This is a genomic window from Roseovarius sp. TE539 (genome assembly GCF_003298505.1).
Lineage (GTDB): Bacteria > Pseudomonadota > Alphaproteobacteria > Rhodobacterales > Rhodobacteraceae > Roseovarius.
The window spans coordinates 77,402-103,386 of record NZ_QNGB01000011.1; the positions used below are offsets into that span (position 1 = coordinate 77,402).

The following is a 25,985-nucleotide window of genomic DNA, read 5'->3' on the forward strand; positions in this document are numbered from 1 at the left end:
TCCTCGCTTACGCGCGGTTGCCCGCGTCCATTTCCGCTCCTGCCCGCAGCGCGCCGCGCTTCCGAAGGCGCTCGCCGCCGCATGATCCGGGCGTGCTTTCACAGGCACGGAGCATCGTCTTTGTCCGCCATCCGCTCATTCCCTGCCCGCGGGCGGGGCCGGCGCCGCGGCAAGATCCGACAGGATCGGGCAATCGGGGCGGTCGTCCCCCGCACAGGCCGATACAAGGTGCGCCAGCGTACGGCGCATCTCGCCCAGTTCCTCGAGCTTTGCGTCGATTCGCGCCAGATGACCCTCGGCGATACGCTTGACGTCGCCGCTCGCGCGGGTGTGGTCATCATAGAGGCGCAGCAACTCCCGGCAATCTTCTATGCTGAACCCGAGAGACCGGGCCCGACCCAGAAATGCCAACTTGTGCAGATCCGCCTCGGAAAACCTGCGGTATCCGTTGGCATCACGGCCCGACGACATCAGCCCGATATCCTCGTAATAGCGAATTGTCTTGGCCGGAAGCCCGGACCGGCGTGCCACATCCCCGATTCTCATGCGCGCGCCTCCCGCGGGGCCGGACCACCCGCTTTGGCCCGGGCTTCCGAGAGGACCGTGCCACCGCCTCCCGGCCCGGTATCCACCGTCTGCCGCCGCAACCGCCGCAGCCGCAGCGCGTTGCTCAGCACGAAAACGGATGACAGCGCCATCGCCCCCGCCGCCAGAACCGGCGACAAAAGCAGCCCGAACCAAGGGTAAAGCACCCCTGCCGCCACGGGGATGAGGGCCACGTTGTACCCGAAGGCCCAGAACAGATTCTGGCGGATATTGCGCATCGTCGCCCTCGACACCTCGATCGCATCAACCACGCCACGCAGCTCGCCGGACATCAGGACCACATCCGCGGTTTCAATCGCAACGTCGGTGCCGGTGCCGATAGCGATACCCGCATCCGCGTGGGCCAGCGCCGGGGCATCGTTGAGCCCGTCTCCGACGAAGGCCACCTCGCCCCCGGCCTTGCGGCGCAATTCGTCAAGAGCCGTGACCTTGCCGTCGGGCATCACCCCGGCAACGACGTGGTCTATTCCCGCCTCGGCAGCGATCGCGTCCGCGGTCTCCCTTCGGTCGCCGGTTATCATCGCCACACGCAGGCCCTTGTCATGCAGCGCCCGCAATGCCGCCACGGCATCCGGCTTGAGGGGGTCGGCCACGGCCAGAAGTGCCGCCAGCTGTCCGTCGACCGCGGCGAAAAGCGCTGTGCGGCCCTGCCCGGCCAGCGCATTGCCGTCCTTAGCCAAGGATTCCGTATCAATGCCTTCACCTTCCATGAGACGCTCCGAACCGATGAGCACCCGGCGTCCGTCCACCTCGGCCTTGAGACCCTGACCGGTGATGCTTTGGAACCTTTCGGCGCGCGGCGGCTGCAGCCCCTCCGCGGCGGCCGCCCGCTCGATCGCCTTTGCGATAGGATGCTCAGACGCGCTCTCGGCCGCGGCGACGAGGTTCAGCACCTCGGTTCGGTCATGGCCCTCAACGATCACCAGGTCGGTCAACTCGGGGCGGCCCGCTGTCAATGTGCCGGTCTTGTCGAAAGCCACGACCGACACATCCGAAAGGCGTTGCAGCGCATCACCCTTGCGAAACAGAACGCCCATCCCGGCCGCCCGCCCCGTACCGACCATGATCGAGGTCGGTGTGGCCAGGCCCATCGCGCAGGGACAGGCGATGATCAACACCGAAACGCCCGCGACGAGAGCAAGCGTCAGCGCCGGACCGGGCGCCAGCAACAGCCAGGCCACAACCGTGAGTGCCGCCGCCGCCATGACCGCCGGCACGAACCAAAGTGTCACCTTGTCAACCAACGCCTGCACCGGAAGCCGCGCCCCCTGCGCCTCCTCGACCATGCGAATGATCTGGGAGAGTGTTGTATCAACGCCCACCCTGGTTGCCCGCATGGTCAGGCTGCCGCTGCCATTGACCGTGCCACCCGTCACCGCGTCGCCCGCGGCCTTGCCGGCAGGCTCGGGCTCTCCGGTGATCATGCTCTCGTCGACATGGCTTTCGCCTTCCATCACTGCGCCGTCGACGGGAATGCGTTCGCCCGGCCGCACCAGAAGCACGTCCCCCTCGGCGACGCTGTTCACCGGCACGTCCACAGGGCTGCCATCGCGCAACACACGCGCATCGCGCGCCTGCATGGACAGCAACCCGCGGATGGCCTCGCCGGTGCGGCCCTTGGCACGCGCCTCCAGCCACCGACCCACCAGAATCAGCAGCACGATCACTGCCGCTGCTTCGAAATACACCGCCCGCACCCCCTCGGGCAGCAGCCCCGGCGCGAAGGTCGCGATCACCGAGTAGAGATAGGCCGCCGCCGTGCCCACCGCAACGAGGCTGTTCATGTCCGGCGCCCCCTTGAACAGGGCGGGCACACCCCTGAGGTAAAATTCACGTCCGGGCCAGAACAGCACGAGGGTGGTCAGAACGAACTGCACCACCCAGCTCACCTGCTGTCCGATCGTCTCTTTGACAAGGGCATGAAGGGCCGGCACCATGTGCCCACCCATTTCCAGCACCACGACCGGCAGGGCCAGCGCCAGGGCCAGGATCGCCCGGCGGGATTGTTTGCGGGCCTCCTGTTGCTTGCGCTCACCGGGCTCCACGGCGGCCCCCTGCCGCACAGGCTCGGCGCTGTATCCGGCGTTTCCTACTGCGGTCAGCAAGTCACTGTCCCGCACCGCGCCTTCCAGGACCGTGGCGCGGGCGGTTTCTGCGGCCAGGTTGACCTCGGCCTCCAGAACCCCGGGCACGGCCTTCAGCGCCTGCTCGACACGTCCCACACAGGTGGCGCACGACATTTCGTGGACAGCCAGCGTGACAGCCCCTCGCCGGGCGGGATAGCCAGCCTCGTCAAGCGCCGCAGCCACCTGAACGGTATCAGCGGGCTGCGAAAGCCGCAGCCGCACGGTCTCGTTCGCAAGGTTGACGGAGACCTCGCTGACACCCGGTATAGCAGCGAGTGCCCTTTCGGCCCGCCCCACGCATGATGCGCAGGACATCCCGTCGATGGAAAATTCCAGTCGGGTCTCTGTGGTGGTCATGGCGCGGCCCTTTCCTGACTCTACCCGTCAGTTAATGCTTCCAGCAACTGGAAGGTCAAGGCCTGCACTGAAATCAACCGGTCGGGATCCCCGCTTGAAGCGGCATGGAGTCCATTCGCTGAATTTCCCCGGGGACAGGGGCCGGACCCGCGGCCGTCCGTTATCCGGCACAGCCATCACACGCATGCTGGACACACGCCCGGCGCGACGGCAAAAGAGTGGCATCGCCGCGATGAAAAAGGTATGGCTGCTGCGATTCATCGCCGCGACAAACGCCATGAGGCCGCCGATGCCCGATACGATCCTAGACCGCTGCGAAGCCCAGGGACTGCGCATGACGGAACAAAGGCGCACCATCGCGACCGTGCTCCAGGATTGCGATGACCACCCGGACGTCGACGAGCTTCACGCCCGCGCTTCCCGGCGGGACCCGCGCATTTCCATCGCCACCGTTTACCGGACCGTCAAGCTGTTCGAGGAGGCCGGCATCCTCGACAAACTGGAATTCGGCGACGGCCGCGCCCGTTACGAGGATGCCGAGCGCGAGCATCATGATCACCTGATCGACCTTCACACCGGCGAAGTTATCGAATTCGTCGACCCTGAAATCGAGGCCCTTCAGGAACGTATCGCGCGCAAGCTCGGCTACAAGCTCGTCGGCCACAAGATGGAACTCTACGGTGTCCCGCTTTCCAAGGGCTGAGCAAGAACGGCGCCGCCGGTGACGTCATGATCATATAACCAGGCGTAGCGGGCCATCATCCGCTCGGGGGCCACTGCCCCGCCCAGCCTTAGCATCGCGTGCGCGGCGCGGCGCAATGGCCCGAAGGACAGGTGATATTTCCAAGCGTTCCCACTGGCGGCATCCACCACCTTGCGCGCACGCGTCGCACGCCGGAGCTGATACGTATCGAGTCCGGTTGCCACGCTTCCGGAAGACGCAACGCTTTCGGCCAGAACCCAAGCATCCTCAAGGGCCATGGACGCACCTTGTGCCATGAAGGGCAGCGTGGGATGCGCCGCATCGCCCAGCAACCCCGCACCACCCGCGTGCCAACAACGCGCCACGGGGTGCCGGAACAATCCCCACAGACCCACCTCGGTCACCGCATCCAGCATCCGCCGCGCCTCCGGTCCGAAATCCGCAAAGGCTGCCCGCAGGGCCAGCGGATCATCCTTCTGGCTCCAGCTTTCGGCCGCCCAGGCGGCACGTTCCTGCACTGCGACCAGGTTCAGGAATCGACCGTCACGCAAAGGATAACTGACCATATGGCGGTACGGCCCCATATGCACCCGCGCCTCGGCGCCAGCACCGTCAACATTGGGAATCACGGCCCGCCATGCCACCTGACCGGTGAAAAACGGCTCCGCCGGCCCGTTCAGGACCGGCCGCAGGACCGAATGCAGCCCGTCCGCCCCGACAATCAGGTCGGCGCCAAGTTCGGCACCGCTGCTCATGCGCACCCGCGCAGGTGGCCCCGGCTCCACGGATGACACCTTCTGCAGCAGGCGGATCCGAACCCCGGCCTCGCGCGCACCCTCTGCCAGGAGGTCTATCAAGTCGGCGCGATGCACGAAATGATACTCCTGCCGCTCAAGACGCGAAAGGTCCAGCCTGAGGACTTCACCGCCGCGGTAATCCCGCAAAGATACAGCCCGAGCAGGCACCGAAACGGCGCGCAGCCGCTCCCCGAGACCCATCGCTTCCAGCACCGCAAAGCCGTTGGGGCTGATTTGCAGACCGGCACCGACCTCGGTGATGGCTTCCGCCTGCTCCAGAAGCGTTACATCGGCGCCACGCAGCGCCAGCGCGCGCGCCACCGACAGCCCGCCGATGCCGGCACCGACCACCAGTGTCCTGAGACCCTTCACCGGAATACCCTCCTGTCAGAAGATCATACAGATAAAAACGCCGGGGCGCATCACGGCCCCGGCGTCGCCTCGGATCCATGCTTCGATCCGGCACGCTCAATCGTCGCGATGAACCTTCTCGCGGCGCTCGTGACGCTCCTGCGCCTCGAGGCTCATCGTGGCGATCGGCCGTGCGTCCAGGCGCTTGAGGCTGATGGGTTCACCGGTCACTTCACAGTAGCCGTACTCACCTTCCTCGATCCGCCGCAGCGCCGCTTCGATCTTCGCAACCAGCTTGCGCTGCCGGTCCCGGGTCCGCAATTCAAGCGCCCGGTCGGTTTCCTCGCTCGCGCGGTCGGCCACGTCGGGGATTGCGCGGGTCCCGTCCTGAAGTCCCTCGATGGTGTCACGGCTGCTGGCGAGGATATCCTCCCGCCACTTGATGAGCTTGCGGCGGAAGTATTCCGTCTGGCGCTCGTTCATGAATGGTTCGTCTTCTACCGGCTGGTAATCTTCGGGAAGAAATACCTGGGCTTTCATGTCAGCTCCCTTGTCCGGGCCAACGTCTGTCATTGCAGTCTCCTCAGACAACTGGCACCTGTCGTGTTGCGGGCAATACTCCAACCCTTACGGATTGTCACTAGCCAATCACACGACATTGAAGCGTTTGCGGGCAGTCGTTAGGTTGCCCGTCGACACGCACAGGAAACTTCCCGAAAAGGACTGAAAAAACATGAAATTCGAAGGGACCGAGTCTTACGTCGCCACTGACGATCTGATGGTGGCGGTCAATGCCGCGGTGACGCTGGAACGTCCCCTGCTGGTCAAGGGAGAGCCCGGAACCGGCAAGACCGAACTGGCCCGTCAGGTGGCATCGGGGCTCGGGCTGGAGATCGTGGAGTGGAACATCAAATCCACCACCCGCGCCCATCAGGGCCTTTACGAATACGACGCCGTTTCACGCCTGCGCGACAGCCAGCTTGGCGACGAGCGGGTGCACGACGTGGCCAACTACATTCGCCCCGGCAAGCTCTGGCAGGCTTTCTCCACGGACCGCAAGGTGGTTCTGCTCATCGACGAGATCGACAAGGCCGATATCGAGTTTCCCAACGACCTGCTGCAGGAGCTCGACCGGATGGAATTCCACGTCTATGAAACCGGCGAGACGATCCGCGCCCGGCATCGCCCGGTGGTCATCATCACGTCCAACAACGAGAAGGAACTGCCGGACGCGTTCCTGCGCCGCTGCTTTTTCCATTATATTCGGTTCCCCGACCCTGAAACGATGGAACGCATCGTCGAGGTTCACCATCCCGGCATCAAGAATGAGCTGCTGACCACCGCCCTCACGCAATTCTACGAGCTGCGCGACCAACAGGGCCTCAAGAAGAAGCCTTCGACCTCCGAGGTGCTTGACTGGCTCAAGCTGATCCTGGCCGAGGATCTCGGCCCGGAAGACCTCAAGCGCGACGGGGCCGACGCCCTGCCCCGTCTGCATGGCGCGTTGCTCAAGAACGAACAGGACGTTCATTTGTTCGAACGCCTGGCGTTCATGGCCCGCGGCCGACGGTAGGCACGGCGTCGATTGCGGCGCGAAACGGGTTCCGGCCGCGCCGCGAAGCACTCGATGTGGCAGGCATTTTGCATCCGGGTCAGGGTCAGCCACCTGGAAAGCCGTGTCAGCCGGTGTTCCACGCCCGGGCCGCCGACCGGTATCCGGCCCTTCTCAAACCGGCGCTCAGCGTGCAAGCTGTGGACCTGATCGTCGGGCTTCAACGGCCCTATCCTGATTCGCCATCGAAGGACTGCGGCCATATCCCTGTTTTCGAAACATGAATCGCAACTTCCGCAAGATGTGCGACGGGCGCAACGACTCGGCCCCAGTTTCGCCCAAAACTCTCCTTACCGTGGACAGGGTGGACGGCGAGATTGGCCGTCGCCCCGAACCGGAGCCGGAATCGATCCTCCGGTGCACGACGAAGGGCATGGTCGGAGATTCAGTTTCGGGGGGAGCGTGCGCAACCTAGTCCTGCCTTTGTGCCTCATGCTCGGGGCCTGTGTACCCGGCACCTCGGGGGAGCTGCCCTCGCGGGCCGCGACCCAGGTCGACAGTGCGATGCCACCGATGAAATCATTCCCGGCGCCGCGCCCGGTGCCGCCGCGGCGGTCCAACCGCGATATCGCGCGTGATTTCATCGAACTGAGCATGGAGCTGGAATCGGGCCGCCCGCTCAAGACGTTCACACGTTTCGAGGAACCGGTCACCGTGCGCGTCACCGGCGCACCGCCGCCGTCGCTGGTGCCCGATCTCAATCGCTTGCTTTTGCGTTTGCGCCGTGAGGCCCGGATCGACATTACCCATGTCGGCGCGGGGGCCGGACCCGCCAACATTACCATCCAGGCAGTGCCGAGAGCCGAGATTCGCCGTCATCTGCCGCAGGCTGCCTGCTTCGTTGTGCCCAACATCACCAGCCTTTCCGAATATGATCGCGCCCGCCGCAGCCGCAAGACCAGCTGGAGCCGCCTGACACGCCGCGAGACACTTGCGATCTTCGTTCCAAGCGATGCCGCGCCGCAGGAGGTCCGCGACTGCCTGCACGAAGAACTGGCCCAGGCGCTCGGGCCGCTCAACGATCTTTATCGCCTTCCCGACAGCGTCTTCAATGACGACAACGTGCATACCGTGCTCACCGGCTTCGACATGTTGGTCCTGCGCGCCTATTACGCGCCGGAACTGCGCAACGGCATGAACCGGCGCGAGGTGGAGGCACGACTGCCGGGCATCCTGTCGCGGCTGAACCCGGCCGGAAACAACCGCCCCTCCCGAGCTGTGACTGACACCCCGCGCGCGTGGATACGCGCGATTCAGACAGCTCTCGGACCGGGGACCGCGGCGCTGCAACGCCGCAGTGCAGCCACGACAGCGTTGCGCATCGCACGCACCGTTGGCTGGACAGATCATCGCCGGGCATTCAGCCACTATGCACTCGGACGGCTGATCCAGAGCGCGGATCCGAAGGCGGCCCAGGCCCATTTCGCTGCCGCCGACAGCTACTACCGCCAGACGCCGGGCACCGAACTGCACCGTGCCCATGCCGCTTCACAGCTGGCCGCGCGCGCCATCGCCCGTGGAAAAGGGGACGTCGCACTGATGCTTCTGCAACCGCATCTGGCGGTCGCCGAACGCCACGAGAACGCGGCACTTCTGGCCACGCTCATGATGCTGCGCGCCGAAGCCCTGGAATTGACCGGTCGCAGCGCCGAGGCCCGTGCGGTGCGACTGGACAGTCTCGGGTGGGCGCGTTACGGCTACGGGGCGGACTGGGCCGTCCGCGCCAAGATGCGCGAGGTTTCGGCCCTCAATCCGCTCAAGGACCGCACCGACGGGTAGAGGACACGCATGATCATCATTTCCGGCACCGTCCTGGGCGCCGCACTCGGGGCCTGGCAGGCCTGGCGGCGCAAGGGCCGTCCCGCCGACATCGCGCTCTACGCCTTTGTCTACGCGCTAATCTTCACGCTGGCGGGCCTTTTCGTTACCCTGATCATACACCGTTCAGCGGTCTGAGGTCGTGTTCCTTCCTTTCTTCGATAACCTTCGGCGGGCCGGCGTGCCGGTCAGCCTGCGCGAATACCTGACCTTCCTAGATGCCATGTCGGCCGGCCTGGTGACCTATGATGTCGACGGCTTCTACTACCTTGCACGCAGTGCGATGGTGAAGGACGAACGCCATATCGACCGCTTTGATCGCGCCTTTGCCAACAGCTTTTCCGGGCTCGAGTCGATCACCGCCGAACAGGTGCTCGACGCGGTGGACCTGCCCGCTGACTGGCTTGAAAAAATGGCCGAAAAGCACCTCACGCCCGAGGAAAAGGCAGAAATCGAGGCCCTTGGCGGCTTCGACAAGCTGATGGAGACGCTGCGCGAGCGCCTCCGCGAACAGCAAGGCCGTCATCAGGGCGGCAACAAATGGATCGGCACCGCTGGCACCTCTCCCTTCGGCGCCCACGGCTACAATCCGGAGGGGGTGCGTATCGGGCAGGACCGGTCCCGCCACCGCCGCGCCGTCAAGGTATGGGACAAGCGCGAATTCCGAAATTTCGACGACAGCGTCGAGCTGGGAACCCGCAACATCAAGGTCGCGCTGAAACGCCTGCGCCAATGGGTTCGCGACGGTGCCGAGGAAGAACTGGACCTTCAGGGCACCATCCGGGCCACGGCCGAGCACGGCTACCTTGATGTGCAGACCCGCCCCGAGCGGCGGAACGCCGTCAAGGTCCTGCTCTTTCTCGATGTCGGCGGGTCGATGGACGATCACATCAAGGTGGTCGAGGAACTTTTCAGCGCCGCGCGCGCCGAATTCAAGCATCTTGAGTACTATTATTTCCACAACTGCCTCTACGAGGGGGTGTGGCGCGACAATCGCCGCCGTTGGGATGCGATCATACCCACCGACGAGGTGCTGCGGACCTACGGAGCGGATTACAAATGCGTCTTTGTCGGCGACGCCTCGATGAGCCCCTACGAAATCGCCTACGCCGGTGGCGCCAACGAACACTGGAACCCCGAGGCCGGGCAAGTCTGGCTCTCGCGTGCCCGCGAACAGTGGTCGGACAACCTGTGGATCAATCCGGTGCCGGAAAGGTTCTGGCCACATACCCATTCCATTTCCATGATCTCGGGGATATTCGAGGGCCGGATGGTGCCGATGACGCTGGAGGGTCTGGATCGCGGCATGCGCGAGTTGGTGCGGTAGCTCGCCACCACGAATTCCGCGACCGCCGGAAGTCCGAATGGCGGCGATTCACGGGGCAACAACAGGTGCCGCTTTACAGCGGACGGGAAAGACCCGTTCAAGACGTCCGGTGGCAAAAAGCGCCGGTCCGCACCCGGTCAGGCTTCCAGCTCCACGTCCCAGTAAAGGAAGTCAAGCCAACTTTCATGCAAATGGTTCGGCGGAAACTTCCGGCCCAGGTTGCGCAGCTCCTCGGCACCGGGCATCCGGGGCGGTTTGCGCAGGCTCATCGCAGCCCTCCGCAGACTCTTGGCCCCCTTCCTGAGGTTGCAGCGGCTACAGGCGGCCACAACGTTTTCCCAGCTGGTAACACCGCCCGCCGCGCGCGGCACGACGTGGTCGAAGGTCAGATCCCCTTTCGAGCCGCAGTACTGGCAGGAGAACTCGTCACGCAGGAAAAGGTTGAAGCGCGTGAATGCCACGCGGATTTGCGGTTTGACATAGTCGCGCAACACGATCACCGAAGGGATGCGGATCTCGGTGCTGGGACTGGAAACCGTCTGATCGTACTCGGCGACGATGTCCACACGCTCAAGGTAGGCGGCCTTCACGGCGTCCTGCCAGCTCCAAAGCGACAACGGGTAATAGGAAAGCGGGCGATAATCGGCATTCAGGACAAGTGCCGGATGATGTTTCATCGACGCGGGATCGCGCACGAACTCGGTTCTGAAATCTCCGTCCATCGTCTTTCCGGCCCCCGCCCGTCAGGCCGGCCGCACCGACCTCCGGGGCGGGACAGTCCGCCCCTCTTTCTGCCCCACTATATCTCGTGTTTTGCTACTGACAACCCTTTGTTCACGCGGCACATCTTGGGTTGTTACTGGCACGATTCCGTGACGGGCATGTGACAGTTATCCACAACACCGGCCAAACGTGAACCGCCACGGGCCAGGGCGGTCAGGGGGCCCGCTCATTCCGCGGCGAGTTGGTCCATCACCTCGTCAGAGGCCTCGAAATTGGAGGTGACACGCTGCACGTCGTCGTCATCCTCAAGGGCATCGAGCAGTTTCATCAGCTTCTGCATGCCCTCAAGATCCAGCTCCGTCGTGGTGGTCGGCTTCCATACCAGCCGGGTCGCCTCGCTTTCACCGAGTTCGGCTTCCAGTGCGTTGGACACATCGTTGAGATCGGTATCCGTACACCAGATGACATGGCCGTCGGCGCCGCTTTCCACGTCCTCGGCACCGGCCTCGATCGCAGCCATCATCACCGCGTCGGCATCACCCGCCTCGGCCGGGTAGCTGACCTCGCCCTTGCGCTCGAACATGAACGCGACGCTGCCTGTTTCACCAAGATTGCCGCCGTTCTTCGAAAAGGTCGATCGCACGTTCGAAGCCGTGCGGTTCCGGTTGTCGGTCATCGCCTCGACGATCACCGCCACACCGCCCGGTCCGTAGCCTTCGTAGCGGATTTCCTCATAGTCTTCGCCGTCGCCCGCCTGGCTTTTCTTGATTGCCCGTTCGATCACATCCTTGGGCACCGAGTTCGATTTCGCTTCTTTCACCGCCAGTCGCAGCCGGGGATTCTTTTCCGGGTCCGGATCGCCCATCTTGGCGGCGACAGTGATCTCCTTCGAAAGTTTCGAGAAAAGCTTGGAACGTGCGGCGTCCTGGCGGCCCTTGCGGTGCTGGATATTGGCCCATTTGGAATGGCCTGCCATGGGATCCTCCGATTGAATGTTTGCGGCTTGCGGCCTCTATATGGCACAGATGGGGGGCCTCGCAAGCCGCTTGACTTCGGTGTGCGGCCGGGGCGTCCGCACGGCCGCCCCAGAGCTTGCAGAGGCATACGGTGACAACTGACCAGATCATCCTGTTCGCGATTTTCCTCACGCTGTTCGCCCTGCTGATCTGGGGGCGGATACGGTACGACATCGTGGCATTCTCGGCCCTGCTTGTCGGTGTGCTCGCCGGGGTTGTTCCGGCCGACACGGCGTTCGACGGCTTCGGTCATCCCGCCACGATCATAGTGGCGCTGGTCCTCGTCGTCTCTGCCGGCCTGGTGCGTGCCGGCGCGATACAGCTCATCACCCGGACGGTCATTGATCAGGGACGTTCCATGCAGGCGCACATCGCCAGCATGGCCGGTGTGGGGGCGGTCCTTTCGGGGTTCATCAACAACGTGGCGGCGCTGGCACTGTTGATGCCCGTCGATGTGCACGCGGCGCGCAAGGCCGGACGCTCTCCTGGCCTGACACTGATGCCACTTTCATTCGCCACCATTCTCGGCGGCATGGTCACCCTGATCGGCACCCCGCCCAACATCATCATCGCGGCGATCCGCGAGGATGAACTGGGCGCACCTTTCGCGATGTTCGATTACGCGCCCGTCGGCGCCGTAACCGCCTTGGCAGGGGTGGCTTTCGTGGCGCTGCTGGGATGGCGCCTCATTCCGCGCCATATTGCGGAGACGGACGCGCCAAGTCAGCTTCACGAAGCGTCGGCCTTCATCGCGGAACTATCGGTCCCGGGGGAAAATGCCGCGATCGGTCGGCGACTCGGTGACCTGAGCGATGCGGCGGGAGAGGCCGAAGTCACGATCATCGGACTGGTACGAAACGGACAGCGCCGCTACGGAAACACCAAGAACACCCGGATTGAAGCCGATGACATCCTGGTGCTGGAGGCAGGCGCGGACGCGCTCGAGGATTTCCGCACCGCACACGACCTTGCCTATACGGACTCAAAGCGCCGCAATGTCATCGAGGAAGACGCTCACGGGCTGGAACTTCTGGAACTCGTGGTGCCGCGCGATGCCCGCATCGCCGGCAAGAGCGCCCAGTCCATCGGTCTGCACTGGCGACAGCGCAGTGTCGTGGTCGGGATTTCACGACGCGGCAAGAGGATCCGGGAACATCTGCGCCGTGAAACCATTGAACCGGGCGACATACTGCTTCTGCTCACCCCGTCCGATTCTGCCGGCCAGCTGGCCGAATGGCTTGGTTGCCTGCCACTCGCCGAGCGCGGCCTTCATATCACCCGACAGGACAGGACCTGGCTTGCGATCGGTCTTTTCGCCGCAGCCGTGGGCGCGGCGACGGCAGGGCTGGTGTCACTGCCCGTCGGGCTGGGTTGCGTGGTCGTGGGATATGTGCTGGCCGGGATCGTCCCGCTCGGTGAACTCTACACCAAGATCGAATGGCCGGTGATCGTTCTGCTGGGGTCTCTCATCCCGCTTGGCACGGCGCTCGAGGAAAGCGGCGGTACACAGCTGATCGCGGGACAAATCTCCGCACTGACGGGAAACCTGCCGGCTTGGGCGGTTCTGGTGGTGCTGATGGTCGTCACCATGACGCTCTCGGACGTCCTCAACAATACTGCCACCTGCCTTGTCGCCGCGCCTGTCGCGATAGAACTGGCCCGTACGTTCGGAGTTTCGCCCGACGCCTTCCTGATGGGCGTGGCGGTGGCGGCCTCGTCCGCATTTCTCACGCCCATCGGACACAAGAACAATACACTGATACTTGGCGCGGGCGGCTACGGCTTCGGGGATTACTGGCGCATGGGCCTGCCGCTCGAGGTGCTGGTCATCGCCGTCTCTGTGCCCATGATCCTCATCGTATGGCCACTGTGAGGAGGCTTTGGCAGATGGACAATCTCGAAGCCATAATCGAGCAGATCCTCGCCCGTGGCGACCTGCGCCTGACAGCGGCGGAGCGCGCGGCCCTGGAAGATGCCCCCGAGGATCACGAGCTGGCGCAACGGATTCTTGGCGCCGACGCCTTCAACCGCGGCGATCCGGCGCGTTCGGTCGTGTATTCCCGCCGTGCCCTTGCCGCGCGCGTGACGGTGGAAAACCAGTCCAACCTGATATCCGCTCTTGCACGGGCCGGCCAGCTCGAGGAGGCGGCAGAGCTGACAGCATCGCCGGACTGCTTGATGGACCCGATAACCCAGGCCTCGCGAATGAGCGAAATAAACGCGTCTATGGGCCGCCGGTTCGACGCTCGTGACTGGGGCCGTCGGGCGCTGGATCTCAAGGATGCCGCCGCGCCCGCCGTATCCCAACCGCGCGCAATCCTCCACGGTTTCGATCCGGAACGTCCGGAGCGCAACATCATCGCATTTTCGCTGTTCGGAGCCGATAACCGCTATCTTCACGGGGCGGTGCGGAACGCGGTTGTCGCCCGCCATCTCTATCCCGGCTGGACGCCGCGCTTCCATGTCGATGAAAGCGTGCCGTCCGAAACACTGGACGCACTGATCCGCGAAGGGTCGCAGGTACGCCGGGTGCAAGGATTGCCGTCGCACCGTTTCGGTCTTTTCTGGCGGTTTCTGGTAGAGGACGATCCAGCGGTCGCCCTTTACCTGGTGCGGGATGCGGATTCCGTCCTCAATATCCGCGAACGCATGGCGGTCCAGGATTGGCTGGACAGCGGCCAACCGTTTCATGTCATGCGTGACTGGTTCAGCCACTCGGAACTGGTGCTTGCGGGAATGTGGGGAGCACACCGCGGCAACCTGCCGGGCATGCAACAGCGTATCGTCGACTTCGTGCAGGCGCGGGCCAATGTGCTCAACAGCCGTGCGGTCGATCAGGTTTTCCTGCGCGAGGCCGCCTGGCCCCTCATCCGCGGCCGCGCCAAGGTGCATGACAGCGTCTTCGGCCGGGGTGACCCGTTTCCACAGGGCTGCGATCTACCCGGCAACATGCATGTCGGTCAGAACGAAACCAAACGCCGGCCGCGCCCCGGTTGAACCATCCACGCCTTCGCAAGCCCGCCGAGGTCACAATGGCCAGATGAACGGGATCAACGCCGAAGCCAGCAACCCGACACTCAGGTTGAGCGGAATACCGACCCGCAGGAAATCGGTGAAGCGGTAACCACCCGGCCCGTAAACCAGGGTGTTGGTCTGATACCCGATCGGTGTCGCGAAACTGGCGCTCGCGGCCACCATCACCGCCACGACCAGCGGCCGCGCGTCCACTCCCATGGCATCCGCCAGGCCGATGGCGATCGGCGTGATCACCACCGCCACGGCGTTGTTGCTGACCAGTTCGGTCAGCAGTGAAGTCAGCAGGTAGATCACCCAGACCATCAGGAACGCGGGCAGCATCGACAGGAATGGCGAGATCCAGCCCACGATGATGGACACCGCCCCGGTGGAATCGAGCGCCGCACCGACCGCGAGCATCGCGAATATGAGCGCCAGAAGCCGCCCGTCGACGAACGAGAACGCCTCCTCGGCGTCGATGCAGCGGGTGACGAGCACAACCGCCACCGCCACCGTCGCCAAAAGCAGGATCGGCGCGACACCGATCCCCGCCAATGCCACCACGCAAAGCAGCGCCGCGACCGCCATCGGCGCATGTCCGCGTCGAAACGCCCTTGCCGAAGGATGGGATACATCGACCATGTCCATTTCCGCGGCGAGGCGCTTGATGTCCTCCGGCGCCCCTTCGAGAAGCAATGTGTCGCCCACCCGCACCACAAGCTCGTCCAGCTGGCGGCCGATATTCTGGTTTCGCCGATGCACGGCAAGGGGGTAAACCCCGTAACGACGCCTCAGACGCAGCGCGCCCAGCGTCCGCCCGACCATGCGGCAACCCGGTGTGATCAGAACCTCTACCGTTGTCGTCTCCACCGCCGAAACCTGATCGACCCGGCGCAGGCTCTTGTCGCGCTGCAGGCTCAGCAATTCCGTCATCTGGGTTCGCAGGACCACCCGGTCACCGACCTGAAGCGCCACACCCTGAAGATCGCGGCGCAGAGATTGGTCGCCCCGAATGACGTCGATCAGACGCACACCTTCGCGCTTGAAAAGTTGCACCCCGGTCACCTCGCGGCCGATGAGGTTGGAATCGGGCGGGATTACCGCCTCGGTGAAGAACTTCATCCGCGACCGATCCGACAGCATGTCGGCCATGCTGTCGCGATCGGGCAAAAGGTAGGGGGCCACGAACCGCAGGTAGATCATTCCCCAGCCCACCAGCAGGATCGCGAGCGGCGTGACCTCGAAAATGGAAAACGCTTCCATGCCGTGGGCGCGCGCCACACCATCCACCAGAAGATTCGTGGAGGTGCCGACGAGCGTCAGCGTCCCGCCAAGTATGGCCGCATAACTCAATGGAATCAAAAGTTTGGAGACCGAAACCCCGAGGTTCCGCGCAAGCTGCACGAACACCGGGATCATCACCACGACCACGGGGGTGTTGTTCATCACCGCCGATCCCACGATGACCAGCGCCATCAGCATCGCGACGGCCAGCCTTGGCCGTGTCCTGGCCCGGCTCGCCGCGAGCGCGGTAAAGGCCTCAAGCGCACCCGTGCGCACCAGCGCGCCCATGATCATGAACATCAGCGCGATGGTCCAGGGCGCCGGATTCGCCAGCACCTCACGCGCAGCCTCGTAGGGAAGCAGCCCCAGCGCCAGCAACAGCCCCGCCCCCGCGATGGCTACGACCTCTGTCGGAAAGACCTCGCGCACGAAAAGAATGAACATTCCCGCAACAACCAGCAGCGCGAGCGAGGCCTGCAGGCCCTGTGGAAGGTCGATCAAATACGTCAATCCCTGCCCCGCCGATGACCGTTCAAGCCATCCTGGGTCATGGCGGCGACCGGAGCAAGCGGCATGCGCGTCCTGGGCTGAACAAGCATCAGCCCGGCAAGCATCAACGCCAGCGCCGCCCAGATATAGCCCGAATAAACCTCGCCAAGCAACGCGATCGACCATAGCACGCCGAAGCCTGTCACAAGATAGGAAACCTGTGCCGTAAAGACCGAGCCGGCCCGCCCCACCAGCCATACATAGGCGCTGTAGACCACGGCGTGGGCGAGCGCACTGAGCACCAGCGCGCCATCTGCAACCCCGTAGGGTGGCCGTGGGTCGATCCACTGCCCCGAAAGAAGGACCAACGGCAGCATGACAAGAAGCCCGACCAGCGAAGCCCCGGTGATCAACTGGATCGGATCCAGCCCCGCCGTGCCCCAGCGGGCCAGGGCATTGCCTTCGCAAGCATAGCAAAAGGGCGCAATGAGAGCGACCGGTATGATGGCGGCCATCGCCGGATCCGGCAGGCTCGCCTCGGGCCCGATCAGCAGCACGATCCCCACCATGCCGCAGGCCAACCCGCCCAGCCGGATCAGCCGGAAAGCGTCATTGCCCAGGGCAAGCGCTACCGGAAACGCCATCATCGGCACCGTCGAGAGCAGGATCGCCAGAACTCCGGCCGGCAGATGCCGGGCCGAGAAGTAATAGGCCCACCCGGGGATGACCGTGCCAAGCGCGGCGACCATGAGATAACGCCAGAGTGTCGCACGCCCGAACACCGGCACCCTGCCCCGAGACAGGCAGACCACGCCCAGGAATGCCGCGACGATCACCTTTTCCCAGAAGATCAGGCCGAAGGGCTGGTATCCGGTGCTGACAGCCAGCTTACCCAATGGCACCGACAAGCCCCAGCCCGCGCCCATCGCCACCAGCAGCACGGTCAGCCGCAGCCGCTCAGCCATCTCAGGGACCCGCCTGCACCAGCCGCCCGCCCCTCCGCACCATAGCGATGCGGATCGCCTTGCCGGTGGCGTCATCGGTTTCCAGGTAGACCCCGCTCAGGGTCGCCTCGCCCATGGCCGGGGTAAACCTGCCCCGGCCCATACCGGTAACGAAACGGCGCAGCGGCTCCGCCCTGTCCATGCCGATCACGCTGAGATAATCGCCACACATGCCCGCATCCGACAGATACCCGGTGCCTCCCGGCAGGATCTGCGCGTCTGCGGTGGGCACATGGGTGTGGGTGCCGACCACGAGGCTCGCGCGCCCGTCGCAGAAATGCCCCATGCCCATCTTCTCGCTCGTGGCTTCGCAATGCATGTCCACCAGCGCCGCCTGAACCGCCCCGCCGGGAGGATGCGCGCGCAAGACCGCGTCGATTGCCGAGAAGGGATCGGCAAACGCACGCTTCATGGACACCTGCCCGAGAACCTGCGCGACCAGAACACGGCGGCCACGACTGTCGCTGAACACCCTGTGGCCACGCCCCGGGGCTTCTTTCGCATAGTTCAGCGGGCGCAGGATCCTCGGCTCGGATTCTATGAACTGCAGCATGTCCTTCTGGTCGAACGCATGATCGCCCAGCGTCAGACAATCCGCACCCGCCTCGAGAAGCGCCCTGGCATGGTCACCGGTGAGGCCCATCCCCCCCGACGCGTTCTCGCCATTGGCAACCACGAAATCCAGCCGCCACTCCGCGCGCAGCTCCGGCAACGCCTCGCACACCGCGCGCCGACCCGCGCGCCCCATCACATCGCCCAGAAACAATATTCTCATGACGTGGTGGTAGGCCCGCGGACGCTGGAGGGCAAGCCCGGACCGTCCCTCCCCTGCAGGTGTGCGCCTTTCAGGCACGCAGTGCCGCCCAGATGTCGGCCTCCGGCGGGAGTATTTCCGGAAAGATGAAGATCCCCGCGCCGTCTTCATCTTTCCGGAAATACTCCGGGGGGCCGGGGGCAGCGCCCCCGGGGCCTGCGTGGCCTGAACGCAAACCGGACACGGGTGGCGCAGCCACGCCTGCGGGTCAATCGGTGACAACCCTGCCCTGATCGAGCCGTGAGACCCTGTCCATACGGCCTGCCAACCCGAGGTTGTGGGTGGCGATCAGGGCCGCAAGCCCCGTATCGCGCACCAGGTCCATGAGTGTGAGGAAGACCTGTTCGGATGTCTCCGGGTCGAGGTTGCCCGTCGGCTCGTCCGCCAGCAGCACCCTCGGGGCATTGGCCAGCGCTCTGCAGAAGGCCACACGCTGCTGTTCGCCCCCGGAAAGGGCCGAAGGGCGATGACCCGCCCGTGCCGCGACGCCAACCCGCTCCAGCAGGTCCCGTGCACGGATCTCGGCGCTGCGGCGCGCGACGCCGGCGGCAAGCTGCGGCAGAACCACATTCTCCAGCGCGCTGAATTCCGGTAGCAGGTGATGGAACTGGTAGATGAACCCGACATCCCGGCACCGCGCCCGGGTACGACGGCGATCTCCCAGACCGGCCATGTCCGCACCTGAAATTCGGACCTGTCCCGCATCCGGCGTGTCCAGAAGCCCGGATATGTGCAAAAGAGTGGACTTGCCCGCACCCGAGGGCGCCACGAGCGCCATTGTTTCGCCAGCCCGCAGGGACAGGTCAGCGCCGCGCAGCACCGCGACCTCGCCCTTCTGGCCACGGTTGTAGATCTTCTCGATCCCGTTCAGTTCGAGCACCGCCTCACTCATACCGCAGCGCCTCGACGGGGTTCATCCTTGCGGCGCGGCGCGCGGGAAAGATGGTGACAAGGAATGACAACCCGAGCGACAACGTAACAGCCACGCCCACATCCGCAGCGCGCAATTCGGCCGGCAAGTGGTAGATCTCGCGGATCGACGGATCCCAGACCTGTCCGCCCATCACCATGTTCACGAAACTGAAGACAGGGTCGATATAGATGGCGAATAGACAGCCAAGGATCACCCCGCAGGCCGTTCCGATCAGCCCGGTGAAGGCCCCGCAGATGAAGAAGACGCGCAGGATCGATCCCTCTGTCAGGCCCATCGTCCTCAGGATGCCGATATCGCGCCCCTTGTTCTTGACCAGCATGATCAGACCGGAGGTGATGTTCATCGCCGCGATCAGCACCAGGATCGAGAGGATGACGAACATCACATTGTCCTCCACTTCCAGCGCCCGCAGGAACCCGCCGGAGGCGTCCTTCCACGTCCAGACCTGGCTGCGGCCACCGGCGGCACGCATGAGCGCCGGCGCCATCGCTTCGACGCGCTCCGGTTCGGTCACCATGACTTCAAGCTCATCGGCACGTCCCTCCCGGTTGAAGAAGCTCTGCGCCTCCGCGAAGGGCATGTAGACCCGGGTGCTGTCGATGTCATAGCGTCCGGCGGTAAAGATGTAGGTCACATCGTAGGACTTGACGCGAGGGCTGGTTCCGAAGGCGGTCTTGACTCCGCCGGGCGAGATGATGCGGATCCGGTCGCCGACGGTGATCGACAGTTGCCGCGCCACCCCGGAACCGATCGCGATGCCGCGCCCGAAATCGGCGATCGAGCCCTTTGACGTCTCGGTATCCGCGACGCGCGGGATGGTGCGCAGGTCTTGCGGACGGATTCCGAAGACCTGGACGCCGGCGTTGCGGTTGCGGGCGTTGGCCATCACCTGACCCTTGATCAACGGCGCGACGCGGGTAACGCCGGCCACGTCGCGCACCCGCGCTGCCATCGCGTCATATGCCTCGATCGTCCGATCTATGCGTCCGGTTTCCGCCTCGACCTTTCCGGCATTGTACACCGTCGCATGGGCGTTCGACCCCAGGATCGTGTCCACGAACTCGGTCCGGAAGCCGGAGCGCACAGCAAGCGTCGCAATCAGTGCGAAGACCGCCAGGGTAATGCCGATCAGGCTGATCCAGGTCATGACGCTGACACCGCCCTCGGTGCGGCGGGCGCGGAGATAGCGCCACGCGATCATCCATTCGAACGGGGCAAAGGGGGGTGGGATCTGGCTGCCTGCCACTATGGCCTCGGAACGCTTGGTTTTTGACGAAGAGTGCGGCCTGCGCCGGAGAAGGTCAAGACACAAGCCCGGCCCCGGCCCCGGACACCGCAGGCGGGCTCAGGAGTTTGAGGATCCCGGACACGGTTCCCCGAGCAATACCCCCAAGCGCGTCGGGACGAGGACACAGACCGGTCGACGCGGCCCGCCCCGCGCCGAGACAGAGCGACCACCACGACCGCGCCGCGGATCAGAGCCAGGTGTGGAACGATCGCTTCGCCATCGGTTCGACCCGCTTCACGGGATGATGCGGCGAATAGACCGCGGCGAGTTTCGCGAGGGCCTTTTCCGGCGACAGCTCCTCGGTGGCGCCGGTGCGGCGGCAGGTCAACTCGATCACGCCGTTGCGAAGGCCGCGCGGCCCCACGGTGATCCGCCACGGCAGGCCGACGAGGTCCATGGTGGCGAACTTGCCGCCGGCGCGCTCGTCACGGTCATCGTAAAGCGGCTCGAGGCCCAGTTCCACGATGTCCCGATAAAGCCCGTCGCAAGCCTTGTCGGCCTCGGCGTCCCCCTGCTTGAGGTTGACGAGTCCGACATGGAAGGGGGTGACCCCCTCGGGCCAGACGATGCCCTTGTCGTCATGGCTGGCCTCGATGATGGCCCCGACGAGACGGCTGACGCCGATGCCGTGGCTGCCCATGTGGACCGGCACCGTCTTGCCGTCCGGTCCCTGCACGGTCGCGCCCATGGGTTCGGAATACTTGGTGCCGAAATAGAAAATCTGCCCCACCTCGATGCCGCGCGCCCTGCGGCGCCGCGCCTCGGGGACACGATCATGGAACACGGTTTCGTCATGGGTGTCGTCGGTGCGGGCATAGCGGGCCGTGAATTCGTCCAGTACCGCCTGACAGGCGTTTTCGTCGTCGTAATCAATGTCACGGTCGCCGAAGCGCAGATCGGTGATCTCGCTGTCGTAGTAAACCTCGGATTCGCCTGTATCGGCCAGAACGAGAAACTCGTGGGTATAATCACCGCCGATCGGCCCGCCCTCGGCCTTCATCGGAATCGCCTGCAGGCCCATCCGTTCGTAGGTGCGCAGATAACTGACCAGATGACGGTTGTAGGCATGTTTGGCGGCGGCTTCGGTCAGGTCGAAATTGTAACCGTCCTTCATGTAGAATTCACGCCCCCGCATGACGCCGAAGCGCGGACGGACCTCGTCACGGAACTTCCACTGAACGTGGTAGAGGGTCAGCGGGAGATCCTTGTAACTGCCCACGTGCGAGCGGAAAATATCTGTTATCAGCTCCTCGTTCGTGGGCCCGTAGAGCATGTCACGCTCGTGGCGGTCGGTGACGCGCAGCATCTCGGCGCCGTAATCCTCGTAGCGGCCGCTCTCGCGCCACAGGTCGGCCGATTGCAGGGTCGGCATCAGCATGGGGATATGGCCCGCGCGAACCTGCTCCTCGTGGACGATCCGCTCGATGTTGCGCAGCACCTTGTAGCCAAGCGGCAACCATGAATAAATTCCGGCCGACGCCTGCTTGATCATGCCGGCGCGCAGCATCAGCCGGTGACTCGCGATCTGCGCCTCCGACGGCGTTTCCTTCAGGACGGGCAGAAAATAGCGGGACAGGCGCATTGCGAACCTCGCGGAGTTGTCATTTCGACTTACCGTTTATGGATTCGTGCGGCCACAGACAAGCCGTCAGCGGTGTCTTTCGGCCACCCGCCCTTGCAAGCCGCCGCGCCATGAGCGAAGAGGGAGCCAAAGGAGAAAGAGCGCCAATGGCCCTGCCAGCCAAGACACAAATGCGGTATTGGGGCATCGCCTCGGCGGTGTTTCTTGTCGTGCTGTGGTTTCTGGGCGACGTGATCCTGCCGTTCGTCCTGGGGGCGGCGATCGCCTATTTCCTCGATCCCGCGACAGACCGGCTTGAATCGGCGGGGATGTCGCGCGCGGTCGCGGTGACACTGATAACCGCGGTCGTATTGATGGTGTTCGTCGTCGTCTCGCTTCTGATCATACCCACGCTTATTCAGCAGGCCGTCGCCCTTTTCAACGTGGCCCCGCAACTTTTCAATGATTTGCAGGGTTTCCTGACGGACAAGTTCCCGTCCATCGTGGACGAGGATTCGACCTTGCGCCAATCGCTGGTGGCGTTGGGTGAAACGATCCGCGATCGTGGCGGGCAACTTCTGGAATCCGCCCTTACCTCGGCGGCGTCGCTTCTGAACGTGATCGTGTTGTTCGTGGTCGTGCCGGTGGTGGCCTTCTACCTGCTTTATGACTGGGACCGCATGATCGGGACCATCGACAGCCTGCTGCCACGCGACCATGCCCCGATCATCCGCCGGCTTGCCGGGGAAATCGACGAGACGCTGGCCAGCTTCATCCGCGGGATGGGAACCGTCTGTCTGATCCTCGGGTCTTATTACGCGGTCGCGCTGATGCTGGTCGGACTTCAATTCGGCCTGGTCGTGGGGGCGGTGGCCGGGATCATCACCTTCATTCCCTATGTCGGCGCCCTTTTCGGCGGGGCCCTGGCGATCGGGCTGGCATTGTTCCAGTTCTGGGGCGACTGGCTGTCGATCGCACTGGTGGCGGGCATCTTCGTGATCGGTCAGGTGGTCGAGGGCAATTTCCTGACGCCCAAGCTTGTCGGACATTCCGTGGGCCTGCACCCCGTCTGGCTCATTTTCGCATTGTCGGTATTCGGGGCGCTTTTCGGCTTCGTCGGGATGCTGGTCGCGGTGCCGCTTGCAGCGGCCTTCGGGGTGCTCGCGCGGTTCGCGATCGAACAGTACAGGCACAGCCGGCTCTATCAGGGGCTGTCGGACCGTGATCCTGAATGACCTCGCGGCAACTGAGCTTCGACCTGCCCTCGCGCCCTGCCCTCGGCCGGGACGATTTTTTCGTGTCTGCAGCGAACGCGCAAGCCGTCGGTCTGATCGAATCGTGGCAAAGCTGGCCCGAGGGCAAGCTGATCCTTGCCGGGCCGCCGGGGGCGGGCAAGACCCATCTGGCGCATGTCTGGGCCGAGTTCACCGGCGCGGAGATCGTGGACGCGCGGGATGTGGCCGGGCGTGACATTCCGGCGCTCGCCTCGCGGGCGCTGGCGGTCGAGGATGTGGATCGCATTTGCGCGGACGCGGACGCGGAAAAGACCGTTTTCCATCTGCACAACCTGATGCAGGCGGCGCGGCACCCTTTGCTGCTGACCGCGGCGCGACCGCCCAATTACTGGCCGCTCGATCTTGCCGATCTGGCCAGCCGTATGCAGGCGACCCCCGCGGTTTTCCTTCAGCCCCCCGATGACGCGCTTCTTGCGGCCGTCGTGATGAAACTTATGTCGGACAGGCAGCTGTTGCCCACCGCGGACACGATTCCCTATCTCACGCGGAGGATGGATCGTTCCTTCGACGCGGCCCGTCACCTTGTCGAGGCGATGGACCGCACCGCGCTCGAAGAGGGCTGCGCGATCAACCGGGCTCTGGCCGCCCGTGTTCTGGACAAGATGGACCCCGAGATGCAGACTTCTTCACCTTCCCGTTACACCGCCCCGGATAAAAGGCAGTCATGATCACCGCCGACTTTCTGAAATCCCCCTTTCCCGAAGCGATCGACCTGCCGGATCTGGATGTCGAGAGCCCGAGCCGGTTTTTCAATCGCGAACTCAGCTGGCTGGGCTTCAACTGGCGTGTCCTGGAAGAGGCGCAGAACCTGCGGGTGCCGCTTCTCGAACGGCTCCGGTTCCTGTCGATCTCGGCGACCAACCTCGACGAGTTCTACAATGTCCGGGTCGCCGGCCTGCGGGAACTGGCGCGGGCCGGCAACACCACACCCGCGGTCGATGGCCTGACCCCGGCCGAACAGCTGGTCCTGATCAACGAGGATGCGCGCAGGCTGCTGCAATCACAGCAGCAGACGTTCGAATCGCTGCACAAGGAGATGGAAGCCGAAAGGATCTCGATCCTGCGGGCCGAAAACCTCACCCATGACGACAAGACATACCTGGCAGACGTTTTTCTGGACAAGGTGTTCCCGGTGCTGTCACCGATGGCGATCGACCCCGCCCACCCCTTTCCGTTCATTCCCAACCTGGGCTACTCTCTGGCGCTGCAGCTTGAACGCAAGTCCGACAAGCGTCCGCTTCAGGCGCTCCTGCCGATCCCGCAGCAGATCAACCGTTTCGTCACGCTGCCGGCCCCCGAGGGCACGCATCGCGTGCTGCCGTTGGAAGAACTCCTGCTGCTCCACCTCGACAGCCTGTTTCCCGGCTACAAACGGCTGGGGCATTGTACCTTCCGGGTGCTGCGCGACAGCGACCTGGAGGTCGAGGAAGAGGCCGAGGACCTGGTGCGCGAGTTTGAGGTGGCGCTCAAGCGCCGGCGCCGCGGCGAGGTTGTCCGCCTCAAGATCTCCTCGGCAGCACCCGAGTCGCTGCGCGCGGTGATCATGGAGGAACTTCACGTCATCCCCGACGAGGTGGTCGAGGTTGACGGCATGATCGGGCTGGCGGACCTGAAGGAGCTGGTTCTTGATGAGCGGCCCGACCTGCTGTGGCCGTCGTTCTCGCCCCGGGTGCCCGAGCGCGTGCAGGACCATGACGGGGACATGTTCGCGGCGATCCGCCAGAAGGACATGCTGCTGCACCACCCCTACGAGACTTTCGACATGGTGGTGCGCTTTCTCAACCAGGCGGCGCGCGACCCGGACGTCGTGGCGATCAAACAGACGCTCTACCGCACGTCGAACCGGTCACCCATCGTCGAGGCGCTCTGCGAAGCGGCGGAGGACGGCAAATCGGTGACCGCGCTGGTCGAGCTCAAGGCCCGCTTCGACGAGGCTGCCAATATCCGCCAGTCACGGCGGCTGGAACGCGCCGGGGCGCATGTTGTTTACGGGTTCCTCGACCTCAAGACCCATGCCAAGATAAGCACCGTTGTGCGCCGCGAAGGTGACAGCCTGGTCACATATACCCATTACGGCACCGGAAACTACCACCCGATCACGGCCAAGATATATACCGATCTCAGCTTCTTCACCTGCAACACGACCCTCGGCCGGGACGCGACCAAGGTGTTCAATTACCTGTCCGGTTATGCCCAGCCCGAACGGCTTGAGAATCTGGCGATCTCGCCGATCTCGCTCAAGCCGCGGCTGCTCGAGATGATCGCCAGGGAAGCGGAGCATGCCCGCAACGGCAAACCCGGCCAGATCTGGGCCAAGATGAATTCCCTGGTCGAACCCGATGTGATCGACGCCCTTTACGACGCCTCCCGCGCCGGCGTGAGGATCAGTCTCGTGGTGCGGGGGATTTGCGGACTGCGGCCCGGCATCAAGGGCCTTTCCGAAAACATACGCGTCAAATCCATCATCGGGCGGTTCCTGGAGCATTCGCGGATCGTCTGTTTCGGCGACGGCGCCGGGCTGCCGCACAAGAAGGCGCGCGTGTTCATCAGTTCAGCCGACTGGATGGGGCGCAATCTAAACCGCAGGGTCGAGACACTCGTGGAAATCGAGAACCCGACCGTCAAGGCACAGATCGTCAGCCAGATCATGGCGGCCAACATGGCCGACGTCGCGCAAAGCTGGGTCATGGCCCCTGATGGCAGTTTCACCCGCGCGGCCACGACCGAAGGCGCCTTTGCCTTCAATTGCCACCGCTTCTTCATGGAAAACCCGTCCCTGTCAGGGCGTGGATCGGCAGGCGCGGCCGACGTGCCCAAACTGACCCATGCCGACGATTGATCCGCGGTCCGGGGCCGCCCGTCCGG

At 64.3% G+C, this 25,985-nt stretch carries 22 protein-coding genes; 10 read left to right on the plus strand and 12 right to left on the minus strand.

Annotated elements, in window-relative coordinates; all coding sequences use genetic code 11:
* Nucleotides 1-135 precede the first annotated feature (135 nt).
* Both cueR and DQW77_RS09045 read right to left on the minus strand, forming a co-directional pair.
* Complete coding sequence (cueR, locus tag DQW77_RS09040; protein WP_113257887.1) at nt 136-546, minus strand: Cu(I)-responsive transcriptional regulator; 411 nt, start codon at nt 544-546, stop codon at nt 136-138.
* Complete coding sequence (locus tag DQW77_RS09045) at nt 543-3,089, minus strand: heavy metal translocating P-type ATPase (RefSeq protein ID WP_113257888.1); 2,547 nt, start codon at nt 3,087-3,089, stop codon at nt 543-545. Before DQW77_RS09045 ends, cueR begins: the two co-directional genes overlap by 4 nt.
* A gap of 289 nt (nt 3,090-3,378) precedes the next feature.
* On the opposite strand from DQW77_RS09045, the gene DQW77_RS09050 reads away from it, so the two are divergent.
* Nucleotides 3,379-3,792, plus strand: coding sequence for a Fur family transcriptional regulator (locus DQW77_RS09050; RefSeq protein WP_113257939.1), 414 nt, complete (start codon nt 3,379-3,381; stop codon nt 3,790-3,792).
* Here the strand turns inward: DQW77_RS09050 and DQW77_RS09055 are convergent.
* Nucleotides 3,765-4,967, minus strand: coding sequence for an FAD-dependent monooxygenase (locus DQW77_RS09055; protein ID WP_113257889.1), 1,203 nt, complete (start codon nt 4,965-4,967; stop codon nt 3,765-3,767). The genes DQW77_RS09050 and DQW77_RS09055 overlap by 28 nt on opposite strands.
* Nucleotides 4,968-5,057: 90 nt before the next feature.
* Entirely contained in the window at nt 5,058-5,513 is a 456-nt protein-coding gene (gene dksA, locus DQW77_RS09060; RefSeq protein ID WP_113257890.1) for an RNA polymerase-binding protein DksA, read from the minus strand.
* 160 nt (nt 5,514-5,673) lie between these two features.
* Here dksA and DQW77_RS09065 point away from each other — a divergent pair, with 160 nt between their 5' ends.
* From DQW77_RS09065 to DQW77_RS09075, 4 genes are all read left to right on the plus strand, one after another.
* A complete protein-coding gene (locus tag DQW77_RS09065; RefSeq protein ID WP_113257891.1) occupies nt 5,674-6,513 on the plus strand; it encodes a MoxR family ATPase in 840 nt (279 codons plus the stop codon).
* Between the two features lie 441 nt (nt 6,514-6,954).
* Complete coding sequence (locus tag DQW77_RS09070) at nt 6,955-8,331, plus strand: DUF2927 domain-containing protein (protein ID WP_113257892.1); 1,377 nt, start codon at nt 6,955-6,957, stop codon at nt 8,329-8,331.
* 9 nt (nt 8,332-8,340) lie between these two features.
* On the plus strand, nt 8,341-8,508 hold the full coding sequence (locus DQW77_RS18195; RefSeq protein WP_181711222.1) for a hypothetical protein: 168 nt from the start codon (nt 8,341-8,343) through the stop codon (nt 8,506-8,508).
* 4 nt (nt 8,509-8,512) lie between these two features.
* Nucleotides 8,513-9,697: a VWA domain-containing protein gene (locus tag DQW77_RS09075; RefSeq protein WP_113257893.1), complete on the plus strand. Its 1,185-nt coding sequence runs from the start codon at nt 8,513-8,515 to the stop codon at nt 9,695-9,697.
* Between the two features lie 137 nt (nt 9,698-9,834).
* Here DQW77_RS09075 and DQW77_RS09080 read toward each other — a convergent pair whose 3' ends face one another.
* Both DQW77_RS09080 and DQW77_RS09085 read right to left on the minus strand, forming a co-directional pair.
* Nucleotides 9,835-10,419 carry an HNH endonuclease gene (locus DQW77_RS09080; RefSeq protein WP_113257894.1) on the minus strand — a complete coding sequence of 195 codons (585 nt, stop codon included), beginning with the start codon at nt 10,417-10,419 and terminating at the stop codon, nt 9,835-9,837.
* A gap of 227 nt (nt 10,420-10,646) precedes the next feature.
* Nucleotides 10,647-11,396, minus strand: a complete 750-nt coding sequence (locus tag DQW77_RS09085) for a YebC/PmpR family DNA-binding transcriptional regulator (RefSeq protein WP_113257895.1) — start codon at nt 11,394-11,396, stop codon at nt 10,647-10,649.
* Between the two features lie 131 nt (nt 11,397-11,527).
* Between DQW77_RS09085 and DQW77_RS09090 the strand changes: the two genes are divergently transcribed.
* Together DQW77_RS09090 and DQW77_RS09095 are read left to right on the plus strand one after the other, a co-directional pair.
* On the plus strand, nt 11,528-13,309 hold the full coding sequence (locus DQW77_RS09090; RefSeq protein ID WP_113257896.1) for an SLC13 family permease: 1,782 nt from the start codon (nt 11,528-11,530) through the stop codon (nt 13,307-13,309).
* A 14-nt stretch (nt 13,310-13,323) separates the two neighbouring features.
* The gene (locus DQW77_RS09095) at nt 13,324-14,433 is read left to right on the plus strand and encodes a hypothetical protein (RefSeq protein ID WP_113257897.1); all 1,110 of its coding nucleotides are present in this window, start codon (nt 13,324-13,326) and stop codon (nt 14,431-14,433) included.
* Between the two features lie 30 nt (nt 14,434-14,463).
* Here the strand turns inward: DQW77_RS09095 and DQW77_RS09100 are convergent, their stop codons facing one another.
* The 6 genes from DQW77_RS09100 to proS form a co-directional block, all read right to left on the minus strand.
* Entirely contained in the window at nt 14,464-16,179 is a 1,716-nt protein-coding gene (locus tag DQW77_RS09100) for an SLC13 family permease (RefSeq protein WP_113257940.1), read from the minus strand.
* 62 nt (nt 16,180-16,241) lie between these two features.
* Nucleotides 16,242-17,189, minus strand: coding sequence for a DMT family transporter (locus DQW77_RS09105; RefSeq protein WP_113257898.1), 948 nt, complete (start codon nt 17,187-17,189; stop codon nt 16,242-16,244).
* A 1-nt stretch (nt 17,190) separates the two neighbouring features.
* The gene (locus DQW77_RS09110; RefSeq protein WP_113257899.1) at nt 17,191-18,003 is read right to left on the minus strand and encodes a TIGR00282 family metallophosphoesterase; all 813 of its coding nucleotides are present in this window, start codon (nt 18,001-18,003) and stop codon (nt 17,191-17,193) included.
* Nucleotides 18,004-18,250: 247 nt separating this feature from the next.
* Nucleotides 18,251-18,934 carry an ABC transporter ATP-binding protein gene (locus DQW77_RS09115; RefSeq protein WP_113257900.1) on the minus strand — a complete coding sequence of 228 codons (684 nt, stop codon included), beginning with the start codon at nt 18,932-18,934 and terminating at the stop codon, nt 18,251-18,253.
* Nucleotides 18,927-20,177 carry a lipoprotein-releasing ABC transporter permease subunit gene (locus DQW77_RS09120; protein WP_113257901.1) on the minus strand — a complete coding sequence of 417 codons (1,251 nt, stop codon included), beginning with the start codon at nt 20,175-20,177 and terminating at the stop codon, nt 18,927-18,929. Before DQW77_RS09120 ends, DQW77_RS09115 begins: the two co-directional genes overlap by 8 nt.
* Nucleotides 20,178-20,451: 274 nt before the next feature.
* Nucleotides 20,452-21,846 (minus strand): proline--tRNA ligase, encoded by a 1,395-nt coding sequence (proS, locus tag DQW77_RS09125; RefSeq protein WP_113257902.1) that lies wholly within the window; start codon nt 21,844-21,846, stop codon nt 20,452-20,454.
* A gap of 146 nt (nt 21,847-21,992) precedes the next feature.
* On the opposite strand from proS, the gene DQW77_RS09130 reads away from it, so the two are divergent.
* The 3 genes from DQW77_RS09130 to DQW77_RS09140 are packed head-to-tail and all read left to right on the plus strand — an operon-like array spanning nt 21,993 to nt 25,959.
* Complete coding sequence (locus tag DQW77_RS09130; RefSeq protein ID WP_113257903.1) at nt 21,993-23,060, plus strand: AI-2E family transporter; 1,068 nt, start codon at nt 21,993-21,995, stop codon at nt 23,058-23,060.
* Nucleotides 23,057-23,788 (plus strand): DnaA ATPase domain-containing protein, encoded by a 732-nt coding sequence (locus tag DQW77_RS09135; RefSeq protein WP_113257904.1) that lies wholly within the window; start codon nt 23,057-23,059, stop codon nt 23,786-23,788. Before DQW77_RS09130 ends, DQW77_RS09135 begins: the two co-directional genes overlap by 4 nt.
* Nucleotides 23,785-25,959 (plus strand): RNA degradosome polyphosphate kinase, encoded by a 2,175-nt coding sequence (locus DQW77_RS09140; RefSeq protein ID WP_113257905.1) that lies wholly within the window; start codon nt 23,785-23,787, stop codon nt 25,957-25,959. The genes DQW77_RS09135 and DQW77_RS09140 overlap by 4 nt, the downstream gene beginning before the upstream one ends.
* Nucleotides 25,960-25,985 lie beyond the last annotated feature (26 nt).

What these genes read in the sequence shown, in the direction of transcription:
- cueR (WP_113257887.1), bottom strand. Translation starts at nt 546, where the DNA reads ATGAGAATCGGGGATGTGGCACGCCGGTCCGGGCTTCCGGCCAAGACA.
- DQW77_RS09045 (WP_113257888.1), bottom strand. Translation starts at nt 3,089, where the DNA reads ATGACCACCACAGAGACCCGACTGGAATTTTCCATCGACGGGATGTCC.
- DQW77_RS09050 (WP_113257939.1), top strand. Translation starts at nt 3,379, where the DNA reads ATGCCCGATACGATCCTAGACCGCTGCGAAGCCCAGGGACTGCGCATG.
- dksA (WP_113257890.1), bottom strand. Translation starts at nt 5,513, where the DNA reads ATGACAGACGTTGGCCCGGACAAGGGAGCTGACATGAAAGCCCAGGTA.
- DQW77_RS09065 (WP_113257891.1), top strand. Translation starts at nt 5,674, where the DNA reads ATGAAATTCGAAGGGACCGAGTCTTACGTCGCCACTGACGATCTGATG.
- DQW77_RS18195 (WP_181711222.1), top strand. Translation starts at nt 8,341, where the DNA reads ATGATCATCATTTCCGGCACCGTCCTGGGCGCCGCACTCGGGGCCTGG.
- DQW77_RS09080 (WP_113257894.1), bottom strand. Translation starts at nt 10,419, where the DNA reads ATGGACGGAGATTTCAGAACCGAGTTCGTGCGCGATCCCGCGTCGATG.
- DQW77_RS09085 (WP_113257895.1), bottom strand. Translation starts at nt 11,396, where the DNA reads ATGGCAGGCCATTCCAAATGGGCCAATATCCAGCACCGCAAGGGCCGC.
- DQW77_RS09095 (WP_113257897.1), top strand. Translation starts at nt 13,324, where the DNA reads ATGGACAATCTCGAAGCCATAATCGAGCAGATCCTCGCCCGTGGCGAC.
- DQW77_RS09100 (WP_113257940.1), bottom strand. Translation starts at nt 16,179, where the DNA reads ATGTTCATTCTTTTCGTGCGCGAGGTCTTTCCGACAGAGGTCGTAGCC.
- DQW77_RS09105 (WP_113257898.1), bottom strand. Translation starts at nt 17,189, where the DNA reads ATGGCTGAGCGGCTGCGGCTGACCGTGCTGCTGGTGGCGATGGGCGCG.
- DQW77_RS09110 (WP_113257899.1), bottom strand. Translation starts at nt 18,003, where the DNA reads ATGAGAATATTGTTTCTGGGCGATGTGATGGGGCGCGCGGGTCGGCGC.
- DQW77_RS09115 (WP_113257900.1), bottom strand. Translation starts at nt 18,934, where the DNA reads ATGAGTGAGGCGGTGCTCGAACTGAACGGGATCGAGAAGATCTACAAC.
- DQW77_RS09120 (WP_113257901.1), bottom strand. Translation starts at nt 20,177, where the DNA reads ATGATCGCGTGGCGCTATCTCCGCGCCCGCCGCACCGAGGGCGGTGTC.
- proS (WP_113257902.1), bottom strand. Translation starts at nt 21,846, where the DNA reads ATGCGCCTGTCCCGCTATTTTCTGCCCGTCCTGAAGGAAACGCCGTCG.
- DQW77_RS09130 (WP_113257903.1), top strand. Translation starts at nt 21,993, where the DNA reads ATGGCCCTGCCAGCCAAGACACAAATGCGGTATTGGGGCATCGCCTCG.
- DQW77_RS09135 (WP_113257904.1), top strand. Translation starts at nt 23,057, where the DNA reads ATGACCTCGCGGCAACTGAGCTTCGACCTGCCCTCGCGCCCTGCCCTC.
- DQW77_RS09140 (WP_113257905.1), top strand. Translation starts at nt 23,785, where the DNA reads ATGATCACCGCCGACTTTCTGAAATCCCCCTTTCCCGAAGCGATCGAC.